General features: G+C 42.0%; 25 protein-coding genes. 6 read left to right on the top strand and 19 right to left on the bottom strand.

Annotated features, from left to right (window positions below):
* Positions 1 to 13: 13 nt before the first annotated feature.
* The 4 genes from FTU36_RS03340 to pyrE form a co-directional block, all read right to left on the bottom strand.
* Positions 14 to 349 carry a type II toxin-antitoxin system HicB family antitoxin gene (locus FTU36_RS03340; protein ID WP_035270373.1) on the bottom strand — a complete coding sequence of 112 codons (336 nt, stop codon included), beginning with the start codon at positions 347 to 349 and terminating at the stop codon, positions 14 to 16.
* Positions 346 to 594 (bottom strand): type II toxin-antitoxin system HicA family toxin, encoded by a 249-nt coding sequence (locus FTU36_RS03335; protein WP_044425274.1) that lies wholly within the window; start codon positions 592 to 594, stop codon positions 346 to 348. The genes FTU36_RS03340 and FTU36_RS03335 overlap by 4 nt, the downstream gene beginning before the upstream one ends.
* A gap of 105 nt (positions 595 to 699) precedes the next feature.
* Positions 700 to 1,227, bottom strand: coding sequence for a plasmid pRiA4b ORF-3 family protein (locus tag FTU36_RS03330; RefSeq protein ID WP_000537572.1), 528 nt, complete (start codon positions 1,225 to 1,227; stop codon positions 700 to 702).
* Positions 1,228 to 1,495: 268 nt separating this feature from the next.
* Positions 1,496 to 2,146: an orotate phosphoribosyltransferase gene (pyrE, locus tag FTU36_RS03325; RefSeq protein WP_111885133.1), complete on the bottom strand. Its 651-nt coding sequence runs from the start codon at positions 2,144 to 2,146 to the stop codon at positions 1,496 to 1,498.
* A gap of 40 nt (positions 2,147 to 2,186) precedes the next feature.
* Here pyrE and FTU36_RS03320 point away from each other — a divergent pair, with 40 nt between their 5' ends.
* Complete coding sequence (locus FTU36_RS03320) at positions 2,187 to 3,005, top strand: exodeoxyribonuclease III (protein WP_180054178.1); 819 nt, start codon at positions 2,187 to 2,189, stop codon at positions 3,003 to 3,005.
* 630 nt (positions 3,006 to 3,635) lie between these two features.
* The gene (locus tag FTU36_RS03315; RefSeq protein WP_180116808.1) at positions 3,636 to 3,983 is read left to right on the top strand and encodes a Spx/MgsR family RNA polymerase-binding regulatory protein; all 348 of its coding nucleotides are present in this window, start codon (positions 3,636 to 3,638) and stop codon (positions 3,981 to 3,983) included.
* 103 nt (positions 3,984 to 4,086) lie between these two features.
* Here FTU36_RS03315 and FTU36_RS03310 read toward each other — a convergent pair whose 3' ends face one another.
* Positions 4,087 to 4,524, bottom strand: a complete 438-nt coding sequence (locus FTU36_RS03310) for a DUF2147 domain-containing protein (RefSeq protein WP_078193227.1) — start codon at positions 4,522 to 4,524, stop codon at positions 4,087 to 4,089.
* A gap of 155 nt (positions 4,525 to 4,679) precedes the next feature.
* On the opposite strand from FTU36_RS03310, the gene FTU36_RS03305 reads away from it, so the two are divergent.
* Positions 4,680 to 5,591, top strand: a complete 912-nt coding sequence (locus FTU36_RS03305; protein WP_180116807.1) for an alpha/beta hydrolase — start codon at positions 4,680 to 4,682, stop codon at positions 5,589 to 5,591.
* A 73-nt stretch (positions 5,592 to 5,664) separates the two neighbouring features.
* On the opposite strand, the gene FTU36_RS03300 is transcribed toward FTU36_RS03305, so the two are convergent.
* Positions 5,665 to 6,234, bottom strand: coding sequence for an FMN-dependent NADH-azoreductase (locus FTU36_RS03300; RefSeq protein WP_078190588.1), 570 nt, complete (start codon positions 6,232 to 6,234; stop codon positions 5,665 to 5,667).
* 281 nt (positions 6,235 to 6,515) lie between these two features.
* Between FTU36_RS03300 and FTU36_RS03295 the strand changes: the two genes are divergently transcribed.
* Positions 6,516 to 7,682: a GGDEF domain-containing protein gene (locus FTU36_RS03295; protein WP_373686345.1), complete on the top strand. Its 1,167-nt coding sequence runs from the start codon at positions 6,516 to 6,518 to the stop codon at positions 7,680 to 7,682.
* Positions 7,683 to 7,717: 35 nt separating this feature from the next.
* On the opposite strand, the gene FTU36_RS03290 is transcribed toward FTU36_RS03295, so the two are convergent.
* From FTU36_RS03290 to FTU36_RS03270, 5 genes are all read right to left on the bottom strand, one after another.
* Positions 7,718 to 8,386: a glutathione S-transferase family protein gene (locus FTU36_RS03290; protein WP_180116805.1), complete on the bottom strand. Its 669-nt coding sequence runs from the start codon at positions 8,384 to 8,386 to the stop codon at positions 7,718 to 7,720.
* A gap of 2 nt (positions 8,387 to 8,388) precedes the next feature.
* The gene (dsbD, locus tag FTU36_RS03285; protein WP_180116804.1) at positions 8,389 to 10,185 is read right to left on the bottom strand and encodes a protein-disulfide reductase DsbD; all 1,797 of its coding nucleotides are present in this window, start codon (positions 10,183 to 10,185) and stop codon (positions 8,389 to 8,391) included.
* 54 nt (positions 10,186 to 10,239) lie between these two features.
* Complete coding sequence (locus tag FTU36_RS03280) at positions 10,240 to 11,010, bottom strand: transporter (protein WP_168379690.1); 771 nt, start codon at positions 11,008 to 11,010, stop codon at positions 10,240 to 10,242.
* Positions 11,011 to 11,024: 14 nt separating this feature from the next.
* Positions 11,025 to 11,567 carry an ankyrin repeat domain-containing protein gene (locus FTU36_RS03275; RefSeq protein WP_180025883.1) on the bottom strand — a complete coding sequence of 181 codons (543 nt, stop codon included), beginning with the start codon at positions 11,565 to 11,567 and terminating at the stop codon, positions 11,025 to 11,027.
* A gap of 128 nt (positions 11,568 to 11,695) precedes the next feature.
* Positions 11,696 to 12,061, bottom strand: a complete 366-nt coding sequence (locus FTU36_RS03270; protein WP_111885127.1) for an HPF/RaiA family ribosome-associated protein — start codon at positions 12,059 to 12,061, stop codon at positions 11,696 to 11,698.
* A gap of 495 nt (positions 12,062 to 12,556) precedes the next feature.
* Between FTU36_RS03270 and FTU36_RS03265 the strand changes: the two genes are divergently transcribed.
* Complete coding sequence (locus FTU36_RS03265) at positions 12,557 to 13,318, top strand: outer membrane protein OmpK (protein WP_168379688.1); 762 nt, start codon at positions 12,557 to 12,559, stop codon at positions 13,316 to 13,318.
* A gap of 101 nt (positions 13,319 to 13,419) precedes the next feature.
* Positions 13,420 to 13,920, top strand: a complete 501-nt coding sequence (locus FTU36_RS03260; protein WP_168379687.1) for a GNAT family N-acetyltransferase — start codon at positions 13,420 to 13,422, stop codon at positions 13,918 to 13,920.
* Positions 13,921 to 13,937: 17 nt separating this feature from the next.
* Here FTU36_RS03260 and FTU36_RS03255 read toward each other — a convergent pair whose 3' ends face one another.
* The 8 genes from FTU36_RS03255 to FTU36_RS03220 form a co-directional block, all read right to left on the bottom strand.
* On the bottom strand, positions 13,938 to 14,420 hold the full coding sequence (locus FTU36_RS03255; protein WP_180116803.1) for a DUF1877 family protein: 483 nt from the start codon (positions 14,418 to 14,420) through the stop codon (positions 13,938 to 13,940).
* A gap of 353 nt (positions 14,421 to 14,773) precedes the next feature.
* Complete coding sequence (gene urtE, locus FTU36_RS03250) at positions 14,774 to 15,472, bottom strand: urea ABC transporter ATP-binding subunit UrtE (RefSeq protein WP_068532840.1); 699 nt, start codon at positions 15,470 to 15,472, stop codon at positions 14,774 to 14,776.
* 10 nt (positions 15,473 to 15,482) lie between these two features.
* Positions 15,483 to 16,304, bottom strand: a complete 822-nt coding sequence (gene urtD, locus FTU36_RS03245; RefSeq protein WP_068532837.1) for an urea ABC transporter ATP-binding protein UrtD — start codon at positions 16,302 to 16,304, stop codon at positions 15,483 to 15,485.
* The gene (gene urtC, locus FTU36_RS03240; RefSeq protein WP_168379684.1) at positions 16,301 to 17,374 is read right to left on the bottom strand and encodes an urea ABC transporter permease subunit UrtC; all 1,074 of its coding nucleotides are present in this window, start codon (positions 17,372 to 17,374) and stop codon (positions 16,301 to 16,303) included. The genes urtD and urtC overlap by 4 nt, the downstream gene beginning before the upstream one ends.
* Positions 17,375 to 17,378: 4 nt before the next feature.
* Positions 17,379 to 19,013: an urea ABC transporter permease subunit UrtB gene (gene urtB, locus FTU36_RS03235; RefSeq protein WP_180116802.1), complete on the bottom strand. Its 1,635-nt coding sequence runs from the start codon at positions 19,011 to 19,013 to the stop codon at positions 17,379 to 17,381.
* Positions 19,014 to 19,108: 95 nt separating this feature from the next.
* Positions 19,109 to 20,395: an urea ABC transporter substrate-binding protein gene (gene urtA / locus FTU36_RS03230; RefSeq protein WP_180004371.1), complete on the bottom strand. Its 1,287-nt coding sequence runs from the start codon at positions 20,393 to 20,395 to the stop codon at positions 19,109 to 19,111.
* A gap of 374 nt (positions 20,396 to 20,769) precedes the next feature.
* Positions 20,770 to 22,650, bottom strand: a complete 1,881-nt coding sequence (gene parE / locus FTU36_RS03225; protein WP_180116801.1) for a DNA topoisomerase IV subunit B — start codon at positions 22,648 to 22,650, stop codon at positions 20,770 to 20,772.
* Between the two features lie 188 nt (positions 22,651 to 22,838).
* Entirely contained in the window at positions 22,839 to 23,438 is a 600-nt protein-coding gene (locus tag FTU36_RS03220) for a YqiA/YcfP family alpha/beta fold hydrolase (protein WP_180116844.1), read from the bottom strand.
* Positions 23,439 to 23,602 lie beyond the last annotated feature (164 nt).

The following is a 23,602-nucleotide window of genomic DNA, read 5'->3' as shown; positions in this document are numbered from 1 at the left end:
AGGCTTCAATAAATTAAGCACCTAAACGCATTAATTTCTCTTGAATCGCATCGCTTACAAAAGCATTAAGAGAATTATCACTTGATGCTAAAACAGCTTTACGGTGTAACTCAGGACTAATACGGACATTAAATGTACCTTTGAATGGCTGATCGGGTTTTTTACCTAATTCAGCACAAGACTCTAAATATCCATCGACAGATTCCTGAAAAGCTTGTTCAAGAGTTTTTAATGTTTCTGCTTCATAAGTGATGAGATCACGGATAAATGCAAGCTTTCCAAATAACTCACCTGTTTCAAGATCAGGTTCAATTGTACCTAGATAACCTTTGTATTTTAAATAGCTCATAAAAATCCCTCCTGCTTGAGTGCCTGTTTTACAGATTTCAAAGCCCCACCTTTGATTTCATTTTCAGGGTGTGGCCTGTGCAGTAAAATCATGTGTTCAGTTTTCGTATTAAAAAAACGGACACGAGAGCCTGCCATTTCAAATTTTTCATAGCCGAGCTGATTCAGTAAAACGACTAAATCTTTATACGGAAATGTATTTTTTGAATTTCCAAATTTTTCCAGTAACTTTTCCGTTTTACCCATACTTCAGCCCTACTGCTATTGCAACTAAGTATAGTTACTTTTAAATAATAATTGCAACTATATTTAGTTGCAATTTCGTATAACAGCCCTTATGTTAAATCAGGTTTAAAACTTAATATCATGTGAATTAAAGTAGGTCGGATCAAACTCTATCTCTCCTATTTCATCTTCGATAATTTGCATGTAATCGTCATATCTTGGATGTTTGGGGTCTTGTAATGCATCTAAAATATCAAGATATCCAAAAATTCCTCCAATATCTTCAAATGGAGCATGATTTTGACCATCTATACAACATGGATATTTTTTATTTAAATCAGGAGATTGTCTGCTTTCTACAGTAATCAAATGTTCCCAACAATCGCCAAAATCATATGTATATATAATTTTTTTACCTACACGTAGAACTTCTTTCAATTTTTGTCTTTTATTGATCTTTTCATGCTTAATAGTCGTGAATTCATGTAAATGGCTATCTTCCCAATCAAAAGCGGATTGAATTGCCTTATGGAGCCTAGATAAAGTAGCTGCCGATGAAATTTGAATAGTTCTCCAGATTTCAGGATCACTACCTAGCAGACTAATTTTTAATTGAAAAACTTCATCAGAAGATTTGAGCTTTACAGTTCCCATAACAGCCTAGTTCTCAAAAAATAGTTTTAGTAAATCTAAAATTAACATAATACACGTTATACGAAATTCTTTAAATTTTCTATAAGCATCAATAGTTTAACTAAAGCCGTTTCAGTAAATAGCGCACTGAGACGGCTTTTTATTGATTCTTCACGTTTAACGCCTACTTTTTAAGCAATATTTCACGTTTTTTGTTAGTTAGATGCAACAATCATCATTTAAAGACGTAAAAAAGGCAGCTTCAGCTGCCTTTTGAAATCCCGAAAAATTAAATGCCGTATTTAACACGGTACGCTTCCATTTTCGCTAAAGCTTCAGTTTCACCTTTAGCCTCTAAGAAAGTCATCAAATCTTTCATGGTAATTAAGGCATGAACTGGGATTTCGAGTTCTTTTTGTACTTCTTGAATCGCAGACAAATCGCCCTGACCTTTTTCTTGACGGTCTAGCGCCACCAATACGCCCGCAATTTGTGCACCGGCATTTTTCAGAATAGTTACTACTTCACGAATCGCTGTACCCGCAGTGATCACATCATCAATGATCCAGACTTTTTTACCTTCAACAGACGCACCAACCAATACACCGCCTTCGCCATGGTCTTTCGCTTCTTTACGGTTAAAGCCCCAAGGTACGCTCACACCATGGTTTTGTGACAGTGCAACAGCCGTAGCGGCTACAAATGGAATACCTTTATAAGCTGGGCCAAAGACCACTTCCACATTATCGCATTGTGTTAATTTAGCTGCATAGCCAGAAGCCAATAATGATAAGGCTTCACCATCGTTCAGTAGACCTGCATTAAAAAAATAAGGACTCACACGACCCGATTTTAAAGTAAACTCACCAAATTTAAGCACACCACGTGATAATGCGAGTTCGATAAAAGCTTGTGGATTAAATGCCGCTTGCGCTGTCATGAGGTGCTCCATTTTTTTAAGTTTGAGGTTAAACCTGAGCATGATACCAAAGAGTAGCTATCCAAGTGATCAAAAAATTTTACGTGTCGTTTCAATTAATGTGAATGGTCTGCGTTCCGCTGAAAAAAAAGGTATTTTTGACTGGATGGCAACTTCAGATGCCGATGTCATCTGCATGCAAGAAAGCCGCATTACCCATGAACAATGGACCGATAAATTTAAACCCGAAGGTTGGTTTACACACCTTTTCCCTGCAGAACGCCCAGGCTATGCCGGTACTGCGATTTATAGCCGCCTACCCTTTGTATCAGTGAAAGATGGCTTAGGCTTTGAATTAGCCGATAGCCAAGGCCGCTTTATTTCTGCTGAGTTCGATTTAGGACTTGGACAAACTGCACATATTTGCTCGCTCTACCTGCCTTCTGGTTCATCGGGTGAAGAAGCTCAGGCACGTAAAGATTTATTTTTAAACGAATACAAACAAATTTTGAAGCAATGGCGTGCTGAAAATAAGTCAGTGATTGTTTGCGGTGACTACAACATCGTGCATAAACGTATTGATATTAAAAATTGGTCTGGGAACCAAAAGGCTTCGGGCTGCTTACCACATGAACGTGCATGGCTCGATCATATTTATGATGAACTTGGCTATGTCGACACCTTCCGTGAGGTACGTAAAGAAGCCGAGCTTTACTCTTGGTGGTCTAACCGAGGACAAGCACGTGCCAAAAATGTCGGTTGGCGTATTGACTACCATGCATGTTCGCCAGACTGGAAAGAACGTACTGTGAATGCTTGGGTATTCAAAGATGAGTGGTTTAGCGACCATGCCCCAGTGATTATTGACTATAAAATTTAAGCTCTCAGCAATTAATTGAGTGAACGATTGTTTACTAAATTAGAGGTTATTTCTCACATTACATGACGAATTTGTGGATTTATCTCACAACTCGAACGTAGCATTATGGTCGCACGGCAAAGGGACATGTCAGGATGACACAAAAGGATTGGACGCCGAAGGAAGTATAAAAACAAACTAAATGATTTAGCTTGTTTTCAAGGATGTGACAATGGACGTTGGACTGAGACCCGCATGATCAGGATGATTAAATGCGGGTTTTCTCTTATCTAGTCCCCACATCTATAGACTCAAAACATCCCCCAACTAAAACAGCTAAAAATTCGATCTGCACAGCATTTTCTTATTCTCGCTTTCTTTCTACTTTTGACTATGCAACCTTAAGCTGAATTTTCTTGTTATCGCAGCGCTTTCTTTTCTGATTCGTTTTGTTCTGTAGGCTATTTTAAAACACCAAAATGTCGTTTTGATGACAATACCCAATATTTATTACATGCGACTTTTACAGCAAAACATTTATTTCTCAATCCATATCCAGATCGAGCTTTGAGCATTGATGAATTAGCCTGTAGGATAATAGCTGATTTTATTTTTTATCTTATTGTTTTGAATAATTGAGGACACCTGTTCATGCTTAGAATTTATGGCATCAAAAACTGTAATACCATGAAAAAAGCTTTCGACTTGCTCAACGAATTAGGCCTAAGCTACGAATTTCATGACTATAAAAAAGAAGCGATTGATGCTGAAACCGTGAAAAAATGGCTCGATGCCAAAGGTGCTGATGTGATTCTCAACAAAAAAGGCACCACATGGAAAAAACTCAGTGAAGAAGAGCAACAGGCGGCCTTAGCCAGTGAAGAAAATTTGATTCAGTGTTTAACAGCGCATAGCAGTATGATTAAACGCCCTGTATTGGATACAGGTAGCGATTTATTGGTTGGCTTTGATGAAAGCGCTTATCGTGCGTTGAAATAAATTTTTTTATCACACTCATGCACGGCTCTAGTTCAATTGTGGCTGAAAATAGGCTATAAAAAAGCCTGACATCGTCAGGCTTTTTTGTTGGAATCACGTCAAATTAGTTGGCGCGGATCCATGTTTGGTTACGACCTAAAGCAGCAACACCAATAAAGCCGCGAAGCTCTAGTTTTTTGCCGCCATCAGCCAATTGACCTTTTAATTTGTAAGTTTTACCTGATTGAGGATCCAAAATTGAACCGTCTTCATAGCTTGTACCACCTACATTTTTAAGACCTGTCACAATACGTAAGCCTTTTAATGATTTATTGTGATATGGGCCTTCACATTTTTTACAAGCGTTCTCTTCACCTGGTGTCAAAACTGACTGAATGCTCGCAGAAAGCGTACCATTTTTTTGCTCAGTGAATTTTACAATCGCTTTTGGCTGCTTGGTTTTATCATCAATGGTTTTCCAAGTTGTACCATTTAGCGGATCTGCAGCATTTGCAAATGCGGCTAAACTCATCAATCCTAATGCTAGTGCAATTTTTTTCATTTTTGTTTATTTCCCTGGTCTGATATAGACGACATTAGTATCCAAAAGTCACAACAATTTATCAATTTTTGTATGTGACCGTTTAGTGTAACCTTGTAATTTGTGTTGGTAAATATGCTCACACGATTCCAAAAATAGAAAAAGATGGAAAGACAATGAAGATATCGCCACTGACGAAACAACTGATTACAGAAAGCATTTTAAAAACCACAATTCGTGGGCCGAGCCAATTCAATTTACCGCCCAATACTTTAAGGTTTGCTTTGGAACAAATGTGTCGTGCATTTCCCCAAAACCCCGATGTACAAATTCGTCCTATTCGCTTAGCCGGCTTAAAAGCCGAAGAAATCAAACCACAACAGGCATCGACCCAACTCATTTTTCATATTCATGGGGGCGCATTTTTCTTGGGTTCGATGAACACGCATCGGGCGTTTCTGACTCAAGTTGCGGCACGCACGCAAATGCAAGTGTTACATTTGGATTATCCTTTATCCCCTGAAGCACAGTTTCCTGAAGCACTCGATGCCCTTTTTGATGTGTATGCGGTGTTATTAGATCAAGGGGTTCAAGCCAAAGATATTATTTTGTCAGGCGACTCTTGTGGTGCAAACTTAGCGCTTGCCTTAGCTCTTAAAATTCAACAGGAACAACTTCCACAAGTCAGTGGTTTGGTGTTGATGTCACCGTTTTTAGACCTGACGTTGAGTAGTGAGTCCCTACGCTATAACCTCAAGCATGATGCGCTGTTAAGCATAGAAGCCCTCGAAACAGGCATTGATTATTATGTACCACGCTCGGTCGATCGAGCTGATCCATTGGTCTCGCCTTTTTTTGCCGAACTCAAAGGACTGCCTCCGATTCATATTCAAGTGGGTTCTAAAGAAATTTTATTGGATGATGCGCAGCGCTTTAAAGTCAAAGCAGAAAATGCCGGCCTAGATGTCGAATTTAAGCTGTACACTGGCATGTGGCATAACTTCCAAATGTTTAGCCCATGGTTTGAAGAAGGACAGCGTGCGCTGAGTGATTTAGCTGATTTTGCACACCGACTGGATCAGGACTAATCCCTGAAAACTGATCAAAGCCACCATAAAAAAAGGTCAGCAGATGCTGACCTAAGAGGGAAATGTCAATCTGTTAAATGGCTTGAATTTGAGCCTGAGCTGTCGCCATTGCTTGTGCTTTCATGTCAGGTCCCATATTGACACCTTCGGCACGAATCACATCAATATCGCTGACACCTGTGAAATTAAATACGGCTTTTAATAAACCTTCTTGATAATCTACAGGGCTGTTATCGCCATACACGCCGCCACGACTGCTGGCAATATAAACTTTTTTGTCACCTGCCAAGCCCACTGGACCTTGTTCTGTATATTTAAAGGTACGACCTGCAACACTGATACGGTCAATCCATGCTTTCAAAGTTGATGGCAAACCGAAGTTATACATAGCAGCACCCACCACAACCACATCGGCATCTAAATACTGTTGTAACAACTGCTCGCCTAAAGCCGATTGTTCTGCATTTTGACCCATCAAAATTTCACTGCTGAGATGTGGAATCTGCTGTACAGCTAAATCGAGATGTTGAACCTGTGCCGCATCACCATGTTTTTGCTGTAGCTGTTGTACAATTTCAGCGCTAAGTTGACGTGAAACTGAAGCGTCGCCCATGATGCTTGAATCAATATGCAGAATTTTCATGACTAAAACCTAAAGCTGTTGTTATTAACTTGAGCCTAGTGTAATCATTTTTCATAAATAGAATAATCCCGATCCTTATGACACTATGTTTTATTTTTAGAACAATCTTTTTAAACTCGTAAAAAATTTAAAATTACTGAGCGGTTCTTGACCGTTATCAAGTGTAAATTTTCATGCTAATGTAAGCCTATAAAATGATATCTATATAAACTTTAAGAAAAAAACTGATAACTCGAACAGGGCAATGACACAGGATGACGGTGAAATCAAGCATACGTGACATGATCCTCCGCAATAGAATCGCCCAGTATTTACTGGAAGATGAAGTGGTGATGAATTGGAGTATCCTGAAAAAGTGTATGCTCATGCTGATGCTTGGCTCAGCCATTCATCTGCTTTGGATCATCTGGAAATTTTATGTTTATGTCACGCCAGAACTTTGGCAGTGGGTTAACCTTGAGCTCATCCACTCTCAATTGTGGACCAACATCGTCTTTTTTTGCTTAATGGTCCTGCTGATTTGGCCTTGCTATGCTGGAAAAGATAATCCCAAGATTCAGCTAATTTTACCTTATCTTTCGGTCGGCTTATTCGTCATTTCTTTATGTCGTGATGGTTATTTAATTGGCGTCATGAGTCCAGCCACTATGATCTCCTACGTGAGCCTTGTGACCGTTGGATTGGTACTATTTACACGAAAAATCGTCTATAGCATGCTGATTCCAGCCACGATTTTTTTATCCATTTGTATGTATTTAAGCATCCGCGGCATTATTCCCTATGCCCCGATTTTTCAACCTCATGCCTATGGCTATCAAAATAGTTTTTGGCTCTTCTCAATGATCTTTTTCATTGTTCCTATTTTATTAACCTGTCTGGCTTTATTTGAAATCTTACTGAGCCAATGGCGTCACCGTGAGCATTTGATACAAAAACTCAGTCAAGTCGACCCACTGACCAATTTATTTAATCGACGCAGTATCAATCAGTGTTTGGAACAGCTCGATAGTGCTAAAACAGATACATATGCACTGGTCTTGTTGGACTTAGACCATTTTAAACGCATCAATGATGAATACGGACACGATAAAGGCGATGAAACCTTGATTCTCGTCAGCCAAGTATTAAACCAACATTTACGCGGTAGTGATGTGGTTGGACGTTTTGGCGGGGAAGAGTTTATTTTGGTGTTAAAAAATTCTAACTTAGAACAAGCAATTTTCATTGCAGAGCGCTGTCGAAAAGCCATTGAACAGCTTGAAATTTGGGGGCATGACGGTCAGACAATTCATGTGACAGCTAGTTTTGGCATTGCAATTTCTACGCCTGAATTGGTACCGCAACAATTGCTGACCCATGCAGATCAGGCGCTATATGCAGCTAAAGCTGGTGGTCGTAACATGGTCATGGCCTACACCGAACAACAAAGCTTTAGCCATTTGGTTTAAAACCTTTTATATAGCTCAGATGCGGCATTAAGCTTTTAACGTGGATACTGTTCCATACGACGGACTGGCTGTTCCAGTTGAGCAGCCGTGATCCATGCCACCACAGAAGGTTGCTGCAAAATCTTTTGCATATAACGCTGTGTGTTGTCACTCACAGGTAGCTGGAAGGTCTGTAAACGTGTCACCACGGGTGCAAAAAATGCATCGGCAATACTAAATTCACCGCATAGAAAGCCATCCACCGCAGGACGACTCGACCAAATCTGCTCGATTCGAGTCACTTCAGCACGCAATTCAGCATGTTCAGACCATAATCTCTGACCATGACGACCATAATCCGCCTGCAGATTCATACTGCATAAGCTACGCAATTGCATAAAACTACTGTGCATTTCCGCGCAAATACTCCGTGCCCATGCACGTTGGGTGGCATCTTTTGGCCACAATGGGATTTCTTGAAACTGCTCTGCCAAATATTCACAAATTGCCAATGAGTCCCAAATCATCACACCGTCATGTTGCAGTAGGGGCACTTTACCATTGGCATGTAGGGCTAACATTTGCTGCTTGAATGCTCCGCCATCTGCTTCTTCAGAAAAAGGAATCAAGATCTCTTGAAAGGGTAAATTAAACGCGTGTAACACCAACCACGGTCGCATAGACCACGTCGAATAGTTTTTATTGGCAATATATAATTGCATCATTTTTATTCTCCACGCGATTTAAATTTTTCCAATTGCGCTAGCAATTCTTCCTCACTAAAAGCACCCGTCAAACGCAGTCCACGTATCTCTTGATGTGCTGTATCTAAAAATAAATAGGTCGGTGGCCCTAAAATATCCCATTGATTGAGCAGTACTTGATGGGTTGCATCATACTGACTCAAATCTAACTTAATTAAGTAATACGGTGCCAAAGCCTGTTGTACCGCAGCCGATTTTAAAACTTTATGTTCAATCGGCTGACAGGCCACACACCAATCGGCATAGACATCAATAATCGCGGATTGACCTTGGGGAATTTCACTTAATAAACGTTGAAACTCTTCCGCTGTATGTGCCACATGCCAAGCACTTTGTTGTTGATTTTCTTCGACTAAAAAACGTTGGCTGTGTTGATATTGACTGTACACAATATAAGGTACAGCTGCACAGAACACCAAGATATATAACCATTTGAGCTGAGTACTGCGCCATAAAATGCGCCAAAGCACATAAGCGCTAAACACCAGCCCCAGAGCAAGGGATAACCACTGTAACCAAGCTTCACTGATCAATGGTCGAATAAAATACAAAGCCAATGCCAACATGATGAAAGCAAAAAGCACCTTGATTTGATTCATCCACAATCCCGCTTTAGGCAATACCCGTGAGCCAAGGACACTGGCCAACAATAGTGGGGTCCCCATGCCAAAGCCGAGGGTGAATAACAATAACGCACCTTGCCACTGACTTTGGGTTTGGGAAATAAATAATAATGCGCCTGCCAACGGTGCTGTCATACAAGGACCGACCAGTAATGCTGAAATCATCCCCATGACCCCAGCGCCAACGAGACTACCGCCCTTTTGCATCGACTGAGCTTGGTCTAAGCGATTGACCCAACTGCGTGGCAATTTCAGTTCAAATAAACCAAATAAATTCAGGGCAAAAACCACAAAGAGTACGCTAAAGGCAATTAAAGTCGAGGGTTGTTGCAACCAACGCTGGAAATTCAAACCTGCAGACGACGCCACCAAGCCAAGAATGGCATACACCATCGCCATACTGGTGACAAAAGTCAGTGCAATCATCCACGCTTTTAAACCTCGGCTGTCGCGGACAATCAGTGAGGTTAAAATCGGCAGCATTGGCAATGAACAAGGGGTAAAGGCCAACAAAAAACCCAAGCCAAAAAACAGGAAAAGGCCATAAAATATGGAGCTTTGTGCTAATTTTTCAGACCACATTTGGTCGCTTGCGGTATAGCGATCAGAAGCCAGTGCAGCATTATCTGCCCGCTGCTGATCTAAACGATTCGCCGTAGGCTGTTCGGCAGTATTTTCTGCTGCAAAATCGAGTAAGCGTTTATTTGGACTGGCAAGATTTTGCTGTGTGACCAAGCCAGAAGCATCCGTTTCAAAGCTGATGCTCTGTGGTGGATAACACACCCGATCCTTGGCACAGCCTTGCCAACTGACTTGATAGGTCTGCAGTTTTTGAGTCGGAATTTTAAAACTCAACTGTTGGTAATACACCTGCGTATGACCATAGTTATCGTCTTTTAAATCCTCAGCAGCAGGCAAATCCAAAGCTAAAACTTGATTGCCCTGCTTCACCTCTATTTTGTGCTGATACAGATAATAATGCGCTGGAATATCCCAACTCAGCTCCGCCTGATCTGCACGATCGGAGACGACCGAGAAAGGAAAAGCATCTTCAGCTGAAAGTAATGCATCCTGAGCAGAGACGCCCATACTGAACGACAGCACAGCCGCTGCCGCAACATAAGTCCATTGTTTCATTCAGCTGAATTCATCCTCAGTCTGTATTTATACGTTTTAAAATTTAGGGTTCTTTTAGAACAGGTAAGATACGCCCAAACCGGACTGATAATTTTTATGACCGCCAGTGAGTTCTAGACCGACGCTCGCATCCAACTGCATACGATCCGAAACGGCATACGTCAGACCTGAAGCCAAAGACACTTCCTGATCGGTACTCTCTGCTTTGCGATAAACCAGCTCAGAAAAGCCCGATAAATTACCCGCAATGTGATATTCCATTCCCGGAATTGCACTCACAGCCCAATCACCATCTTGAACCTCATAACGCATGGTCATTGAAGTCCCAATTGTATCGCTATAATCATAAGCCACGGCTGAAGTCAGACTATAAATGTCATCTTCAGCACTAAAGCCTTCATTGCCTGTCGCAATAATAGCTTCAGCAAGAATAGCCATCGACAATTTCTCATCATTCAAATCAATGGCTTTTTTCAGGCCAATGCTGACATCACCCAAACCATCATCTTCAACTGAGCGACCCGCAACTTTGGTTTTAGACCATGCAGGACCTTGCCAACCCAATTGCAATTCCAAATCTTTTGCCAAACCAGTACGGAATAACATGTCTGCATTTAAAGTGGTGTTTTTTACTTTTTCACCATTTTCATCACGACTTTCACTATAGCTCGCTGCTGGCAAACTTTGTTCCCATGCCAAACGACCTACAGGGGTAATGCCTGTGCCCATACCCGCGCCCGGACGATCAAATGAAAAATCCGCCGCAAATGCAGACAGGCTCAAACTGGATAATGTTGCAATGCTTAAAACTTTAAATACAGTCATGTTTTTACTCACAATTATGCTAATTCTTTGGTCATTTTTGCGCCATGGCTACGCAAAAGCTCCAAGGTTTGTTTTTCTTCTTCCAATGCTTCTGACCAATTTACCGCATCAAAATCACAGTCAAAAAATAATTCACTAATCGACGATAAAATGGTTAAACCATCGCTATCAATCATATTTGGATTCACTTTTTCATCCAATAAACGCTGTACCGCAGGGACACATGCTGCACTCGCAGCATCCCATAATGGACCATAAATTTCTTCAGCATCCCATAAATGCACATTGGCTTTGGCTTGAATCAGCGCTTCCAAGATTTGCATATGTACGTCTAAATGTTGTGCTTTCTGTTCTGCTGTTAAGGGTTGACCTGCTTCATATGCTTCGCAAACCATTTCCCACCATTTAAACAAACCATCAGACCATACAGAAACCGTAGGTCCTTTTTCAAAGTCGATAAAATTTGGATTAAGACCATCTGCCAACAGGCGTTGCACCTGTGCAAGATCTTGTTCTTCTAACGCTTGCACAAAAAGCTGTTGTTGCGCTGTTAACATCGGGAAAGCTCACTTCAATTTATTTTGATCTATTATGCCGAATAAAGCTGCGTTTGTTTGAATTTCATGTAAAACAAAATACAAAACACACAAAAAAAGCCCCGCAGGGCTTTTTTAAATTTTGAGACTTATTCGTCATCTACGCTGTCATCTGCTTCAGCAAAAGCAGGTTGTGTACTGCGTGGGTTCTCTTTCTTTTCGAACACATGTTCAAGACTACGTTTAAGTCGATCAATTGCACCGTGAATAGCTGTATCTACATTATGACCACGATGGTTGACCACGACAGGCTTCAAACCAGCAGGACGCGCTTCAATCATACATTTAATGTCGTCGCTACCGCCCTTGTCCCCATTTTCATCACTTAAATGCACCGAAAAGTGAGTAATGCGTTCACTATGGCGCTGAAATTCTTCATTAAGTTCTGCACGAACGTATGTAATTAATCGATCACTATTAGGAATGTTTTTATCTGTACGGATTTCTATGTTCATAATATCATCCTCATATCTATCTGTAATATCTATAAATATTTGTGCAAAACTTATTATCTTGGCACGTTACATTTGCTGTAAATGTTACAGCAATGACCATCTTCAACTTTGTATGGAACGTCGTCCTCCACATTGAATGATGAACACTTTAGAGTCTGCAGATCCGTGTCCTTATACTTCGAATATCGGTCTTAAGTTAGAATTTTGCAAGTGCTATTTTGATATTTTTTTAATATCCATACAAAAAGCAAGACTTTATTGTAGATTTGCATTGTTTTAATTGATTTGGGTCATATTTTTGTGCATTTCCTCGACGCCCACCTTCTATTTGCACAATTCCATTCAAACTCAAAATCTCGCTTTTACCGTCATCGATCATTCACAGCGTATTTCCCCTTCAAATTACAAAACAATTTTGCCGTTGAGTAAAATTTGGCTTTATTTTTGCTTAATAATCTGTATGCTTTCAGTGCTTCTCGGGGGAGATATTTTTTAATGAAACTTACACAAATCGTTGCATCATGTGCATTAGCATCTGCTGCTGCTTTCACTCAAGCTTCACCTATCGTATGGCAAGATTTCAGCTTAACTGGCCTATATGGTGAAAATTATGTTGTGCCTTTTGATGGTGACAACAATGAACAGAAAACGATCACAGCTGAATATGCCGCTAAACTGAAATATTCAGATGTATTCTTCTTCGTTGACCAAGCTTGGGACAAAGATGATGAAGCATCGACTTACCTTGAGCTTGCACCGCGCCTTAGCTTAGGCGAAGTTTCTGGTAAAGACCTTTCTATGGGGCCGATCAAAGACGTTCTGATTGCAACGACTTGGGAACATAATGCCGGCTACGACAAAAATTCTGAGTTTAATAACTTCTTGTATGGTATTGGCTTTGCTTTAGACATTCCATATACACAGTATGCAAACATCAACTTCTATAAAGCCGATAATGATTCTAAATCAGCCGGTACTAAAGATGATTATCAAATGACGATCACTTATGCTGTGCCATTTAAAATTGGCTCTGAAGATTTTCTAGTAGATGCTTTCCTTGACTGGTCAACAGCTGAAAAAGGGGCGCAAGCTAGTGAATTAAACTGGACAAGCCAATATAAATGGAATATAGGTAAGCATATCTCTCCTAAGACTAAGCTCTACGTAGGTGTTGAACACTCGGTTTGGAACAACAAATATGGCCTGAAAGGTCAGGACCAAAACGATGTCAGCGCTTTGGTGAAATACCACTTCTAAGTTCGACTCAGAACGCGATGAAGAAAAAAGCAAGGTTCATCACCTTGCTTTTTTTATGCCTAAGTTTTTAAATTGACTTTATTTTTATCAGAAATTTGCGCATGTCTTTTCTCATTCGACCTGCAACTCCACAAGACTTAGCGGCCATTCTCGCAATCTATAATCATGAAGTTCTCAACGGCTTTGCGACATGGAATGATCAAGCTTACACTCTTGACTCTTTTCAACAGAAATTGCTGGATTTCCAAAAGCAAAATTTTCCTTTTGTGGTGATTGAAGATCAGGATCAACAGCAAATCGCCGGTTATGCTGACTATGGTTCTTTCCGCCATTTTGCTGGCTATCGACATACTGTTGAGCATTCTGTCTATATTGACCCAAACTATGCTCGACAGGGTCTTGGTCAGCAATTATTAGAGCACCTAATTCAGCATGCAAAAAGCCAAAGTATGCATGTCATGATCGCTGGCATTGATCACGGCAATAGCGCCTCGATTGCCCTGCACAAAAAATTAGGCTTTAAGCAAACAGGTTATATGCCCGAAGTGGGACAAAAGTTTGGTGAATGGCGTGATCTGGTCCTGATGCAACTTCAGTTATAGCCCGTATTGAGCTGTGTTTATGGTAATTTATCCAAACGAATACCATCTTGTATCACACTCAGCACCGATAAATTATGACGCACCGCATCACGATAAAGATCTTGTAACTGTAAAAAAAGTAGTTTTAATTCGGCCAATTTAAGCTCTTGCTCAGGTGCGGTTTCTGCAATCGTGACCAAATAACGTTTTTTGATTTCATCCACGCTTAACTGTTGTAATGCCTGATGGATTTCTGCAACGCGAACTACAGTATTGTAATGCACTGCAAGGCTCAGTCCCGGTCGTCGCTCTGACAAAGGATGTTCTGCCTGAATGGCATAACTCAGTGCCGCAACTGACTCACTGTTCACGCTTAATAATGGATTCAACTCTTGCCACGCTTCCCCTAAAAAAAAGGAGTGTTGTACAAAAGGTGAATCCAAGACATCTTGAGGGGTTTCTGCTTCTAAAATCAGAGTTTCCAAATCATTCGGTGGGATCAAATATAATATCGCGTCCATATTCTTATCTTCTTGTTATGTCGTACATTTAGATTAATGTAATCCACACAAAAATAAAGCAGATATTTTGTATATTCGACTGCAGTTGATCGAATACTGATGGATGCCCATTCGCCCTTTACCAAAGTTTCAGTACTGCACTTAGCATCACTGAAGCACGACATGCTGAAGCTTCAAATGACGATACTGAGAACAACTTAAGCTTATGGTTTAAAACAAAAAAAATTTATGCCACTCGTTTTTTTGATGCCATTTCCATGACCAGCAACGATTTTTTGAGCGTAGTAAATTGAATGAAAAGAGTAACGAGCTTGATTGATACAAGCCCGCCACACATCGCAGTCAACTAAATGTTAAATCGCCACCAATTCCCGAATGCCTTTTTCAGGCATTTCACTACCGACACCTTGTGCAATCACTTGCCCCCGCGCCATCACGGTATATTCATCTGCCAGTTCTTCTGCAAAATCATAAAACTGTTCAACCAAAACAATCGCCATTTCTCCGCCATCGGCTAACTGACGAATCACACGGCCAATGTCTTTAATAATCGACGGCTGAATGCCTTCGGTCGGTTCATCTAAAATCAATACCCGTGGTTCGGAAGCGAGCGCACGGGCAATCGCCAATTGTTGCTGCTGACCACCAGATAAATCTCCACCTCGACGATGTTTCATTTCATCCAATACGGGGAAAATCTCATAGAGATGTTCTGGCACTTTTCGGGTTTTAGCGCCTTTAAATTTTGCCATCCCAATCAAAATATTTTCTTCAACGGTCAAGGTTGAAAAAATGTCCCGTCCTTGCGGTACATAAGCCAAGCCTTCACGTACACGTTGCTCTGGACTCAGTTTAGAAATGTCTTTGCCATCCAGTAAGATCTGCCCAGACTTGATCGGTAAAATGCCCATTAAACATTTTAAGAGGGTGGTTTTACCCACACCATTTCGCCCGAGCACCACTGAACACGCCCCCACGGGAGCGGCAAATGTCACATCTCTTAAAATATGACTGCCACCATAAAACTGATTGACGTCTTTGACTTCTAACATGGTCTGCTCCTTAACGTCCGAGATATTTTTCAATGACATCTTCATTGGCTTGGACTTCGGCCAATGTACCCTCTGCCAAAATCGCACCTTGCGCCAACACGGTGACTTTTTCACTGATGGTGTCAATAAAGCTCATGTCATGTTCAACCACGATAAGGGTATGGTTCTTTTTCAACTCTAAACACAGCTCTGCGGTACGCTCTGTTTCAGCATCGGTCATTCCTGCTACAGGTTCATCCAGCAAAATCAATTTTGGACGCTGCATTAGTAGCATGCCTATTTCTAACCACTGCTTTTGACCATGTGACAACAGCCCTGCCGGTTTATGGATCAATTCTTCTAAGCGGATTTGTGCTAAAGATTCGTCCAAGGCGTTTTGCGCATCTGGATCGAGTTTGCTGAAAAAACTCTTTTTCACCCGTTTATCTTTAGGTGCAGCCAATAACAGATTTTCCATCACGGTAAAATTTTCAAATACGGTTGGCTTTTGAAACTTACGACCGATTCCGGCTTCTGCTATTTGCTCCGTGCTCATTTTTGCCAAATCATAGGTTTGCCCAAAAAAAGCCGAACCTTCTGTTGGGCGAGTTTTACCGGTAATCACATCCATCAGCGTGGTTTTGCCTGCACCATTGGGACCAATGATGCAGCGCAGCTCACCTTCTTTGATATATAACGACAAATCATTTAATGCGCGGAAAGAATCAAACCAAACGCTGACTTTTTCTAAATACAGGGCAATCCCGTGACTGAAGTCCGCACCCTGCTCTTTCGGTCGTCCATAACCTTCTGCGGCATGACCGCCATGCGGTTGAACCCATTGATCATTCATTCGCTGCGCTCCTTTTTAAACCGCTCTAATAGCCCAATCACGCCATTTGGCAGGAATATCGTTACCACAATAAACAGCGCACCTAAAATCAATAGCCATACCTCTGGATAAGCCACCGTGAAATAGGTCTTCATCCCGTTGATCAAACCTGCACCCAGTATCGGGCCAATCAGCGTACCGCGACCACCTGCAGCCACCCACACCGCCATTTCAATCGAATTGACAGGGTTCATCTCACTCGGGTTAATAATGCCAACTTGGGGTACATACAGAGCGCCTGCAATCCCTGCGATCACGGCAGACAACACCCATGCAGAGAGCTTGTACCATAAGGTGCGGTAACCTAAATATTGCAAACGGTTTTCACTGTCACGAATTGCACCGAGTACACGACCATAGGGTTTATTCATCAGGTGGCGTAAGCCGACAAAACAGACCAGCAAAGTCAGCGCAGTGAGGAAACACAAGGTTGCACGCATTGGTGCAGAGGTAATATCCATACCCAAAATGGTTTTAAAACCGGTAAAGCCGTTGTTACCGCCAAAGCCGGTTTCATTGCGGAAAAACAGTAGCGCCGCAGCAAAGGTCATGGCTTGGGTAATAATTGAAAAATACACGCCTTTAATTTTTGAGCGGAAGGCAAAGAAGCCAAAAATGAAGGCAATCAGTCCTGGGACCAAAACCACCAAAGCCAATGCCCACACGATATGTTCAGTACCCATCCAGTACCACGGTAGCTCGGTCCAACTCAAAAAGCGCATAAAGTCGGGTAAGCCATCGCCTGCCGCTTCACGCATGAGATACATGCCAAAGGCATAGCCGCCCAAGGCAAAGTACAAACCATGCCCCAAGCTTAAAATGCCGGCATAGCCCCAAACCAAATCTAAGGCCAATGCCACCAAGGCGAGACACATAATCTTGCCAATGAGCGTGACCCAATACGCTGATAAATGCAGTGCTGAATCGGCGGGTAATACATGTAACCAAGGTAAAATCAGTAAAATGGCAAAGCACACGGCAATCGCCATACCGCTATAGGGTTTATCCGATAATAACGAAGTGATTTTCATGCGCTTACTCCACAAAACGGCCTTTGATGGCAAACAAACCTTGTGGACGTTTTTGAATAAACAAAATCACAAGAACCAGTAGAATAATTTTCGCTAAGACTGCACCCATGCCGATTTCCAGCACTGTGCCACTGACACCTAGACCTAAAGCCGCCAATACTGCGCCCCATACTTGGCCAACACCGCCAACCACAACCACCAAGAACGCATCGATAATATAGTTTTGTCCTAGGTCAGGACCGACATTGCCGACTTGTGCTAAGGCACAGCCTGCCAGACCTGCAAGCCCCGAACCTAAACCAAAAGCCATCATGTCAATGCGGCTAGAACGGATACCTACGGCCTGTGCCATTTGACGGTTTTGCGTCACGGCACGAACAAATAAACCAAAGCGGGTTTTATTCAGCAAGTAAACCAGCAACAGGAGTACCGCAACGGTAAAGCCAATAATGGCAATACGGTTATAAGGCAGCATCAGACTCGGTGTCACAGCAATGCCCCCTGACAGCCATGAAATATTCGACACCTCAACGTTCTGCGCACCAAAAACCATGCGCACCACTTGCATTAAAATTAAGCTCACACCAAAGGTGGCTAATAGTGTTTCCAATTGACGGCCATACAAGGGACGAATAATAGTACGTTCAATCAACATGCCGATCAAAGCACTTACAATAAATGCAGCAGGAATCGCGGCAATCAAGTACCAATCGACATAGCTACTGAGATAACTCTTAAACAGGCTTTGCACCACATAAGTGGTATAGGCCCCGATCATGATCAGTTCACCATGCGCCATGTTAATCACGCCTAGCAGACCATACGTAATGGCTAAGCCCAACGCCGCCAGTAGTAAAATACTGGCCGTGCTGAGACCTGAAAAGACATGTCCAGTCCATTCACTGGCCTGAATCCGAGTTTTAATATTGCTCTTGGCTTCTGTCAGTGCGGCTTTTAACTCAGGATGCAGGTTGGCTTGTTGTAATTCCTGTTCCACCATCGCCAACACATCGGGACGGTTAGAATCTTGCAGCACTTTGGCCGCCTGTATTTTTTGTAAAACATCAGGGTTTTGATAATCCAAGCGTGCTTTGAGCTGCGCTAAACGGGCTTTAACTTTGTTATTTTTTTCATTTAAATACAATTGATTAATATTTTTAACATCCAACTCAGCCAAGTTATTTTCTAAAATATCAATTGCATCCAAACGTTGGTTTAAATCATTCGATTGCAGCTTTTCTTTCGCTTGCGCAAACGTTAAGGCTTTACGAAGGGTATTCACCAAGGTGACTTGAGATAAATCGGCAGGCCAATCCGTCACGGTTTGCAAATCTGGATAGCTCAATAATTTTTCGTCAGTTTCTAAAATATAGGTTTGACCATCATGACCACTATATAACTGGTCTTTTTCGACCAATGCGGCCAACTGATCTAAGGATTCAATATCGCCCGGCCATTGATTCAGTAAACTGCGTCGCTCGGTAAAACTCCCGCGAACAAATTGCTGAATGGCGTCACCTTGCTGCACAGATTGCACCGTAGGCACCACATCTGCTGCAGTTTCTGCATGCACGATTTGCAAACAGAATAATTGGCTCAGGAATAGAAAAAGGATCGGGAAATTGCGTAATTTTTTCATCTTATAAGCATCCCTATTGAGTAATAGAACAACCCCATCTAGGGATCACATCAAAACAAGCCCACTACACAATGGCAGCAGGCATTCGGATTGAATTATTTAGGGATGTACGGGCTCCATGGCTCTGCAGCAATGGTTTTTGCCGTTTTGTGTACCACATCAAACTGACCATCGGCACGGATCTGACCAATCATGACTGGTTTATGCAAATGATGGTTCGACGCATCCATTTGCAAGGTATAGCCCGATGGCGCTTTAAATTCTTGGCCGGCCATAGCTTCACGCACTTTATCGACATCTGTGCTTCCTGCTTTTTCTACCGCTTGTTTCCACATATTGATACCGACATAGGTAGCTTCCATCGGGTCATTGGTCACAAATTTATCGGCATTTGGCAATTTGTATTCCACGGCATACTGCTTCATTTTATTGGTGAATTCAGTATTCACTGGATTTTTCACTGACATGAAGTAGTTCCACGATGCCAAGTGTCCGACCAGCGGCTTGGTGTCGATACCGCGTAATTCCTCTTCACCTACAGAGAACGCCATCACAGGAATATCCGCAGCTTTGATGCCTTGGTTGCCCAATTCACGATAGAACGGCACATTTGAATCGCCGTTAATGGTCGAGATCACAGCAGTCTTTTTCCCTGCCGCAAACTTCTTCACATTGCCCACAATGGTTTGATAGTTGCTATGACCAAATGGGGTATATTCTTCCATGATGTCTGCATCGGCAATGCCTTTCGACTTCAAAAATGCACGTAAGATTTTGTTGGTGGTACGTGGGTAAACATAGTCTGTGCCCAATAGTACAAAGCGTTCTGCCTTACCACCCTCTTCACTCATCAGATATTCAACAGCAGGAATCGCTTGCTGATTCGGTGCTGCACCTGTGTAGAAAATATTTTTAGACTGTTCCTGACCTTCATACTGAACAGGGTAGAACAATAAGCCATTTAATTCTTCAACCACGGGTAAAACCGACTTACGAGATACCGACGTCCAGCAACCAAAAATCACGGCTACTTTGTCTTGGGTAATCAACTGACGGGTTTTTTCCGCAAATAGTGGCCAGTCCGATGCAGGATCCACCACCACAGGTTCTAGTTTTTTGCCCAATACCCCGCCATTGGCATTAATTTCATTAATCGCCATCAAGGCCGTATCTTTTAGAGAAGTTTCTGAGATCGCCATCGTGCCTGACAGCGAATGTAAGATCCCGACTTTAATAGTATCGCCACTTGCTGCAGCGGCTTTTGGTTCTGATGTAGCGCTTTCTGTTTTTTCTTCTGCAGGTTTTGAACAGCCCGTTAAAGCAATCGCCCCAGTCATCGTTGCCGCTAAAATACTTTTAGCAAATACATTGCGTTGAAACATTATTCACACTCCCAACCTAAGCTTGTAATTCACATTTTTAAAATGCATTTGTTGTCTTTCATCACAACAGAGCAATTCAATAACTGTGCCAAGCCTTATTTTTTATTTTGATTGAGTGCTTTTATTTATTTTTAAATGTTATTTTTCACATAGTTACAATCATAAAATTTGCTTTTAATTTTTTATGGGTCGATTCAAAAATCGTAAAATCACCGCAAAGATGCATACAAACTTGTATCCAACATTTGACCTATAATTGAACAATTTTGCGACGTTTTTCAAAAAACACGGTGTTTTGGCACACAAATCATGCAGCTTTTCCTAAATTTGAAGCAAAAAAAAACCACTTGCGTGGTTTTTTCCTTGTTGCAATTTTAAACCGCTAAATCGGCCAAATTACCCTTCTGTTCCAACCAATATTTACGGTCTGAAGAGCGCTTCTTCGCCAATAATTTGTCGAGTAAACCTGAAGTAAACTGTACGTCATCCAAGTCCAGTTGCACTAAACGACGTGTATCGGGATCCATAGTCGTTTCACGCAGCTGACTCGCGTTCATCTCGCCCAATCCTTTAAATCGTGTGATTTGAGGATTTTTGGTTTTACATTTCTTTAAGATGCTTTCTAGTTCATCTTCATCCAAGGCATAGTGCACATCTTTATTGTCATCTATACGGAACAGCGGTGGCATCGCCACAAACAGATGTCCTTCCTCAACCAAAGTATGGAAATGTTTGACGAACAGTGCGCAGAGTAAAGTCGCAATGTGCAAACCATCCGAGTCGGCATCGGCCAAGATACAAATCTTGCCATAACGGAGTTCTGACAAGTCGTCACTGCCCGGATCAACGCCAATGGCAATCGCAATATCATGTACTTCTTGCGATGCCAAAACTTCGTCTGAAGACACTTCCCAAGTATTTAAAATCTTACCACGGATCGGCATGATCGCTTGGAAGTTCTTATCACGTGCTTGCTTGGCAGAACCACCTGCAGAATCCCCTTCCACAATAAACAGTTCTGATTCTTCGAGGGTATGACCCACACAGTCAGCCAATTTACCCGGTAAAGCTGGACCTGAAACGATCTTTTTACGTTCCACTTTTTTCGCGGCTTTTAAACGGCGACCGGCCTTGGCAATCACCATTTCAGCCAGTTGCATGGCAATATCGGAGTTTTGATTTAGCCACAGTGCAAAGGCATCTTTGGCAATATTTAACACCACACCAGAGGCTTCACGGCTTGAAAGTCGTTCTTTGGTTTGACCCGAAAATTGTGGCTCTTGGAATTTCAAAGACAGAATAAAGTTGACACCATCCCACACATCTTCGGCAGACAGCTTCATATTCCGTGGGAGTAAATTCCGTAATTCACAGAATTCACGAATCGCATCTGTCACACCCGAACGTAAACCGTTGACATGGGTACCGCCCTGCGCGGTCGGGATGAGGTTCACATACGACTCTTGAATGGACTCACCGCCTTCCACATTCCAACAAATCGCAAACTCGGCGCTGGCACGCTCTGCTTCACCAGTCGCCACAAATGCAGGGGCAGGAACGATGTCACGGTCTTGCAGTTCATCCATCAAATAGTCAACCAGACCATTTTCAAATTGCCATTCAATCTTTTCGTTGTTGATTTGATCGATATAAATAATCTGCAAGCCTGCCGCCAATACTGCTTTGGCTTTTAAATTATGTTTAAGTGCTTTTAAGGCAAATTTAGGCGAGTCAAAATATTTCGCTTCAGGCCAAAAATGCACGGTTGTTCCAGTCGAACGTTTGGCACATTTACCTTCTAAAACTTCCAGTGGCGCAACTGGCTCACCGTGTTCAAAGGCCATTTTATACAGGTTGCCATGACGTTGAACTTCCACCTCAACACGGTTGGACAATGCGTTGACGACAGAAATCCCCACACCATGCAGACCACCTGAAAATTGATAATTGTCTGTGCTGAATTTACCGCCGGCATGTAGTTTGGTCAGAATGATTTCAATCCCGCTTTGACCATACTCAGGATGGATGTCAACTGGCATCCCACGACCATTATCTTCAACTGACAATGAGCCATCTTTATACACTGTCACGGTAATTTTATTGGCATGTCCTGCAAGCGCTTCATCGACGGCGTTATCTATCACTTCCTGCGCCAAATGGTTTGGTCGTGTAGTGTCTGTATACATCCCCGGACGACGACGTACCGGATCTAGGCCAGATAAAACTTCAAGTGATTGAGCCGTATATTGCGTCACGTTGCAAAATTCCCTGCTTTTTTGGTTAAAACATTTCTTCAAGCGCTACAGTATATGCTTTTTTATTAAAATGCATATCTCTTGCGATCAGCCGCCATTTTCTTAAACAATTTAAACGTCAAATGATGTCGTAACTGCCCATTTTTTGTATGTTGGATCTAGCTTTTCAGCATTTGGATTGGATCATTTTATTTAGGCATATTTTTGACAGCATCGGACAAAAACTGCAAGAGCATCGGTATTTTTCCTGCAAAATCATCCATGCCATGCGTTCCACCCACCTCAGTGATCAGCATAGCCGTGCCGGCTTGAACCGCACTATAAAAACTAGTGGCATCACGATAATCCAAGGTTTCATCACCTTGTTGGAGCAAGACCAACAGTTGATCTGCATTTTCAACCTTAGATACAGCCAAAGCCTGCATTTGATTGAGCTGTGCATCATCCAAGCACCACGTTTCAGTCACCTGATAAGGCAATGCCGTGTCGCCAAATAAATCACGAAATAATTGCCATGGATAGACCGCAGGATTGATGAGTACCGCAGGAATGTGATGGCGTGCCATCAACTGCGTCGCATAAAAGCCACCTAAACTGCTACCGACCAAAACCACATTATCCAAACCTTCAATCAGCTCTGACATCTGCTGCATTACCTGTAGTGGTGGCATATTCAAATCTGGCAAATGCACGTGCACACCATTTAAGTCTGCGCAATAGTGCCGCAATATCTGCCCTTTCACTGAATTTGAGTTACTTTGAAAACCATGCAAATACACAATATTCATCATTTTGATTCCAAATTGATCTTTAAATTGCTTTAAAAGTGGCATATAAGTGCTAACTGCGTCACATTTTCTAAATTTGAATTTTTAGTAAAATTGTCAGACAAAAGGCATTCACCGACAGGTCTGTTATCGGTATTGTAAAAGCTGTTCGTGAGAATTTTATA

This window comes from Acinetobacter sp. YH12096, from assembly GCF_013419215.1.
GTDB lineage: Bacteria > Pseudomonadota > Gammaproteobacteria > Pseudomonadales > Moraxellaceae > Acinetobacter > Acinetobacter amyesii.
This window is presented reverse-complemented; position numbering and strand designations above follow the sequence as displayed.

Coding starts and splice junctions, on each gene's coding strand:
- FTU36_RS03300 (WP_078190588.1), bottom strand. CDS start 6,234: ATGAAAATTCTGCATATTGATTCAAGCATCATGGGCGACGCTTCAGTT.
- FTU36_RS03255 (WP_180116803.1), bottom strand. CDS start 14,420: ATGGACGCGATATTATATTTGATCCCACCGAATGATTTGGAAACTCTG.
- FTU36_RS03290 (WP_180116805.1), bottom strand. CDS start 8,386: ATGATGCAATTATATATTGCCAATAAAAACTATTCGACGTGGTCTATG.
- FTU36_RS03340 (WP_035270373.1), bottom strand. CDS start 349: ATGAGCTATTTAAAATACAAAGGTTATCTAGGTACAATTGAACCTGAT.
- FTU36_RS03260 (WP_168379687.1), top strand. CDS start 13,420: ATGTCTTTTCTCATTCGACCTGCAACTCCACAAGACTTAGCGGCCATT.
- FTU36_RS03330 (WP_000537572.1), bottom strand. CDS start 1,227: ATGGGAACTGTAAAGCTCAAATCTTCTGATGAAGTTTTTCAATTAAAA.
- urtD (WP_068532837.1), bottom strand. CDS start 16,304: ATGAATGATCAATGGGTTCAACCGCATGGCGGTCATGCCGCAGAAGGT.
- FTU36_RS03320 (WP_180054178.1), top strand. CDS start 2,187: ATGATACCAAAGAGTAGCTATCCAAGTGATCAAAAAATTTTACGTGTC.
- FTU36_RS03315 (WP_180116808.1), top strand. CDS start 3,636: ATGCTTAGAATTTATGGCATCAAAAACTGTAATACCATGAAAAAAGCT.
- FTU36_RS03295 (WP_373686345.1), top strand. CDS start 6,516: ATGATCCTCCGCAATAGAATCGCCCAGTATTTACTGGAAGATGAAGTG.
- FTU36_RS03310 (WP_078193227.1), bottom strand. CDS start 4,524: ATGAAAAAAATTGCACTAGCATTAGGATTGATGAGTTTAGCCGCATTT.
- pyrE (WP_111885133.1), bottom strand. CDS start 2,146: ATGACAGCGCAAGCGGCATTTAATCCACAAGCTTTTATCGAACTCGCA.
- FTU36_RS03335 (WP_044425274.1), bottom strand. CDS start 594: ATGGGTAAAACGGAAAAGTTACTGGAAAAATTTGGAAATTCAAAAAAT.
- FTU36_RS03270 (WP_111885127.1), bottom strand. CDS start 12,061: ATGAACATAGAAATCCGTACAGATAAAAACATTCCTAATAGTGATCGA.
- FTU36_RS03265 (WP_168379688.1), top strand. CDS start 12,557: ATGAAACTTACACAAATCGTTGCATCATGTGCATTAGCATCTGCTGCT.
- urtB (WP_180116802.1), bottom strand. CDS start 19,013: ATGAAAAAATTACGCAATTTCCCGATCCTTTTTCTATTCCTGAGCCAA.
- FTU36_RS03305 (WP_180116807.1), top strand. CDS start 4,680: ATGAAGATATCGCCACTGACGAAACAACTGATTACAGAAAGCATTTTA.
- urtE (WP_068532840.1), bottom strand. CDS start 15,472: ATGTTAGAAGTCAAAGACGTCAATCAGTTTTATGGTGGCAGTCATATT.
- dsbD (WP_180116804.1), bottom strand. CDS start 10,185: ATGAAACAATGGACTTATGTTGCGGCAGCGGCTGTGCTGTCGTTCAGT.
- FTU36_RS03220 (WP_180116844.1), bottom strand. CDS start 23,438: ATGAATATTGTGTATTTGCATGGTTTTCAAAGTAACTCAAATTCAGTG.
- FTU36_RS03280 (WP_168379690.1), bottom strand. CDS start 11,010: ATGACTGTATTTAAAGTTTTAAGCATTGCAACATTATCCAGTTTGAGC.
- urtA (WP_180004371.1), bottom strand. CDS start 20,395: ATGTTTCAACGCAATGTATTTGCTAAAAGTATTTTAGCGGCAACGATG.
- urtC (WP_168379684.1), bottom strand. CDS start 17,374: ATGAAAATCACTTCGTTATTATCGGATAAACCCTATAGCGGTATGGCG.
- FTU36_RS03275 (WP_180025883.1), bottom strand. CDS start 11,567: ATGTTAACAGCGCAACAACAGCTTTTTGTGCAAGCGTTAGAAGAACAA.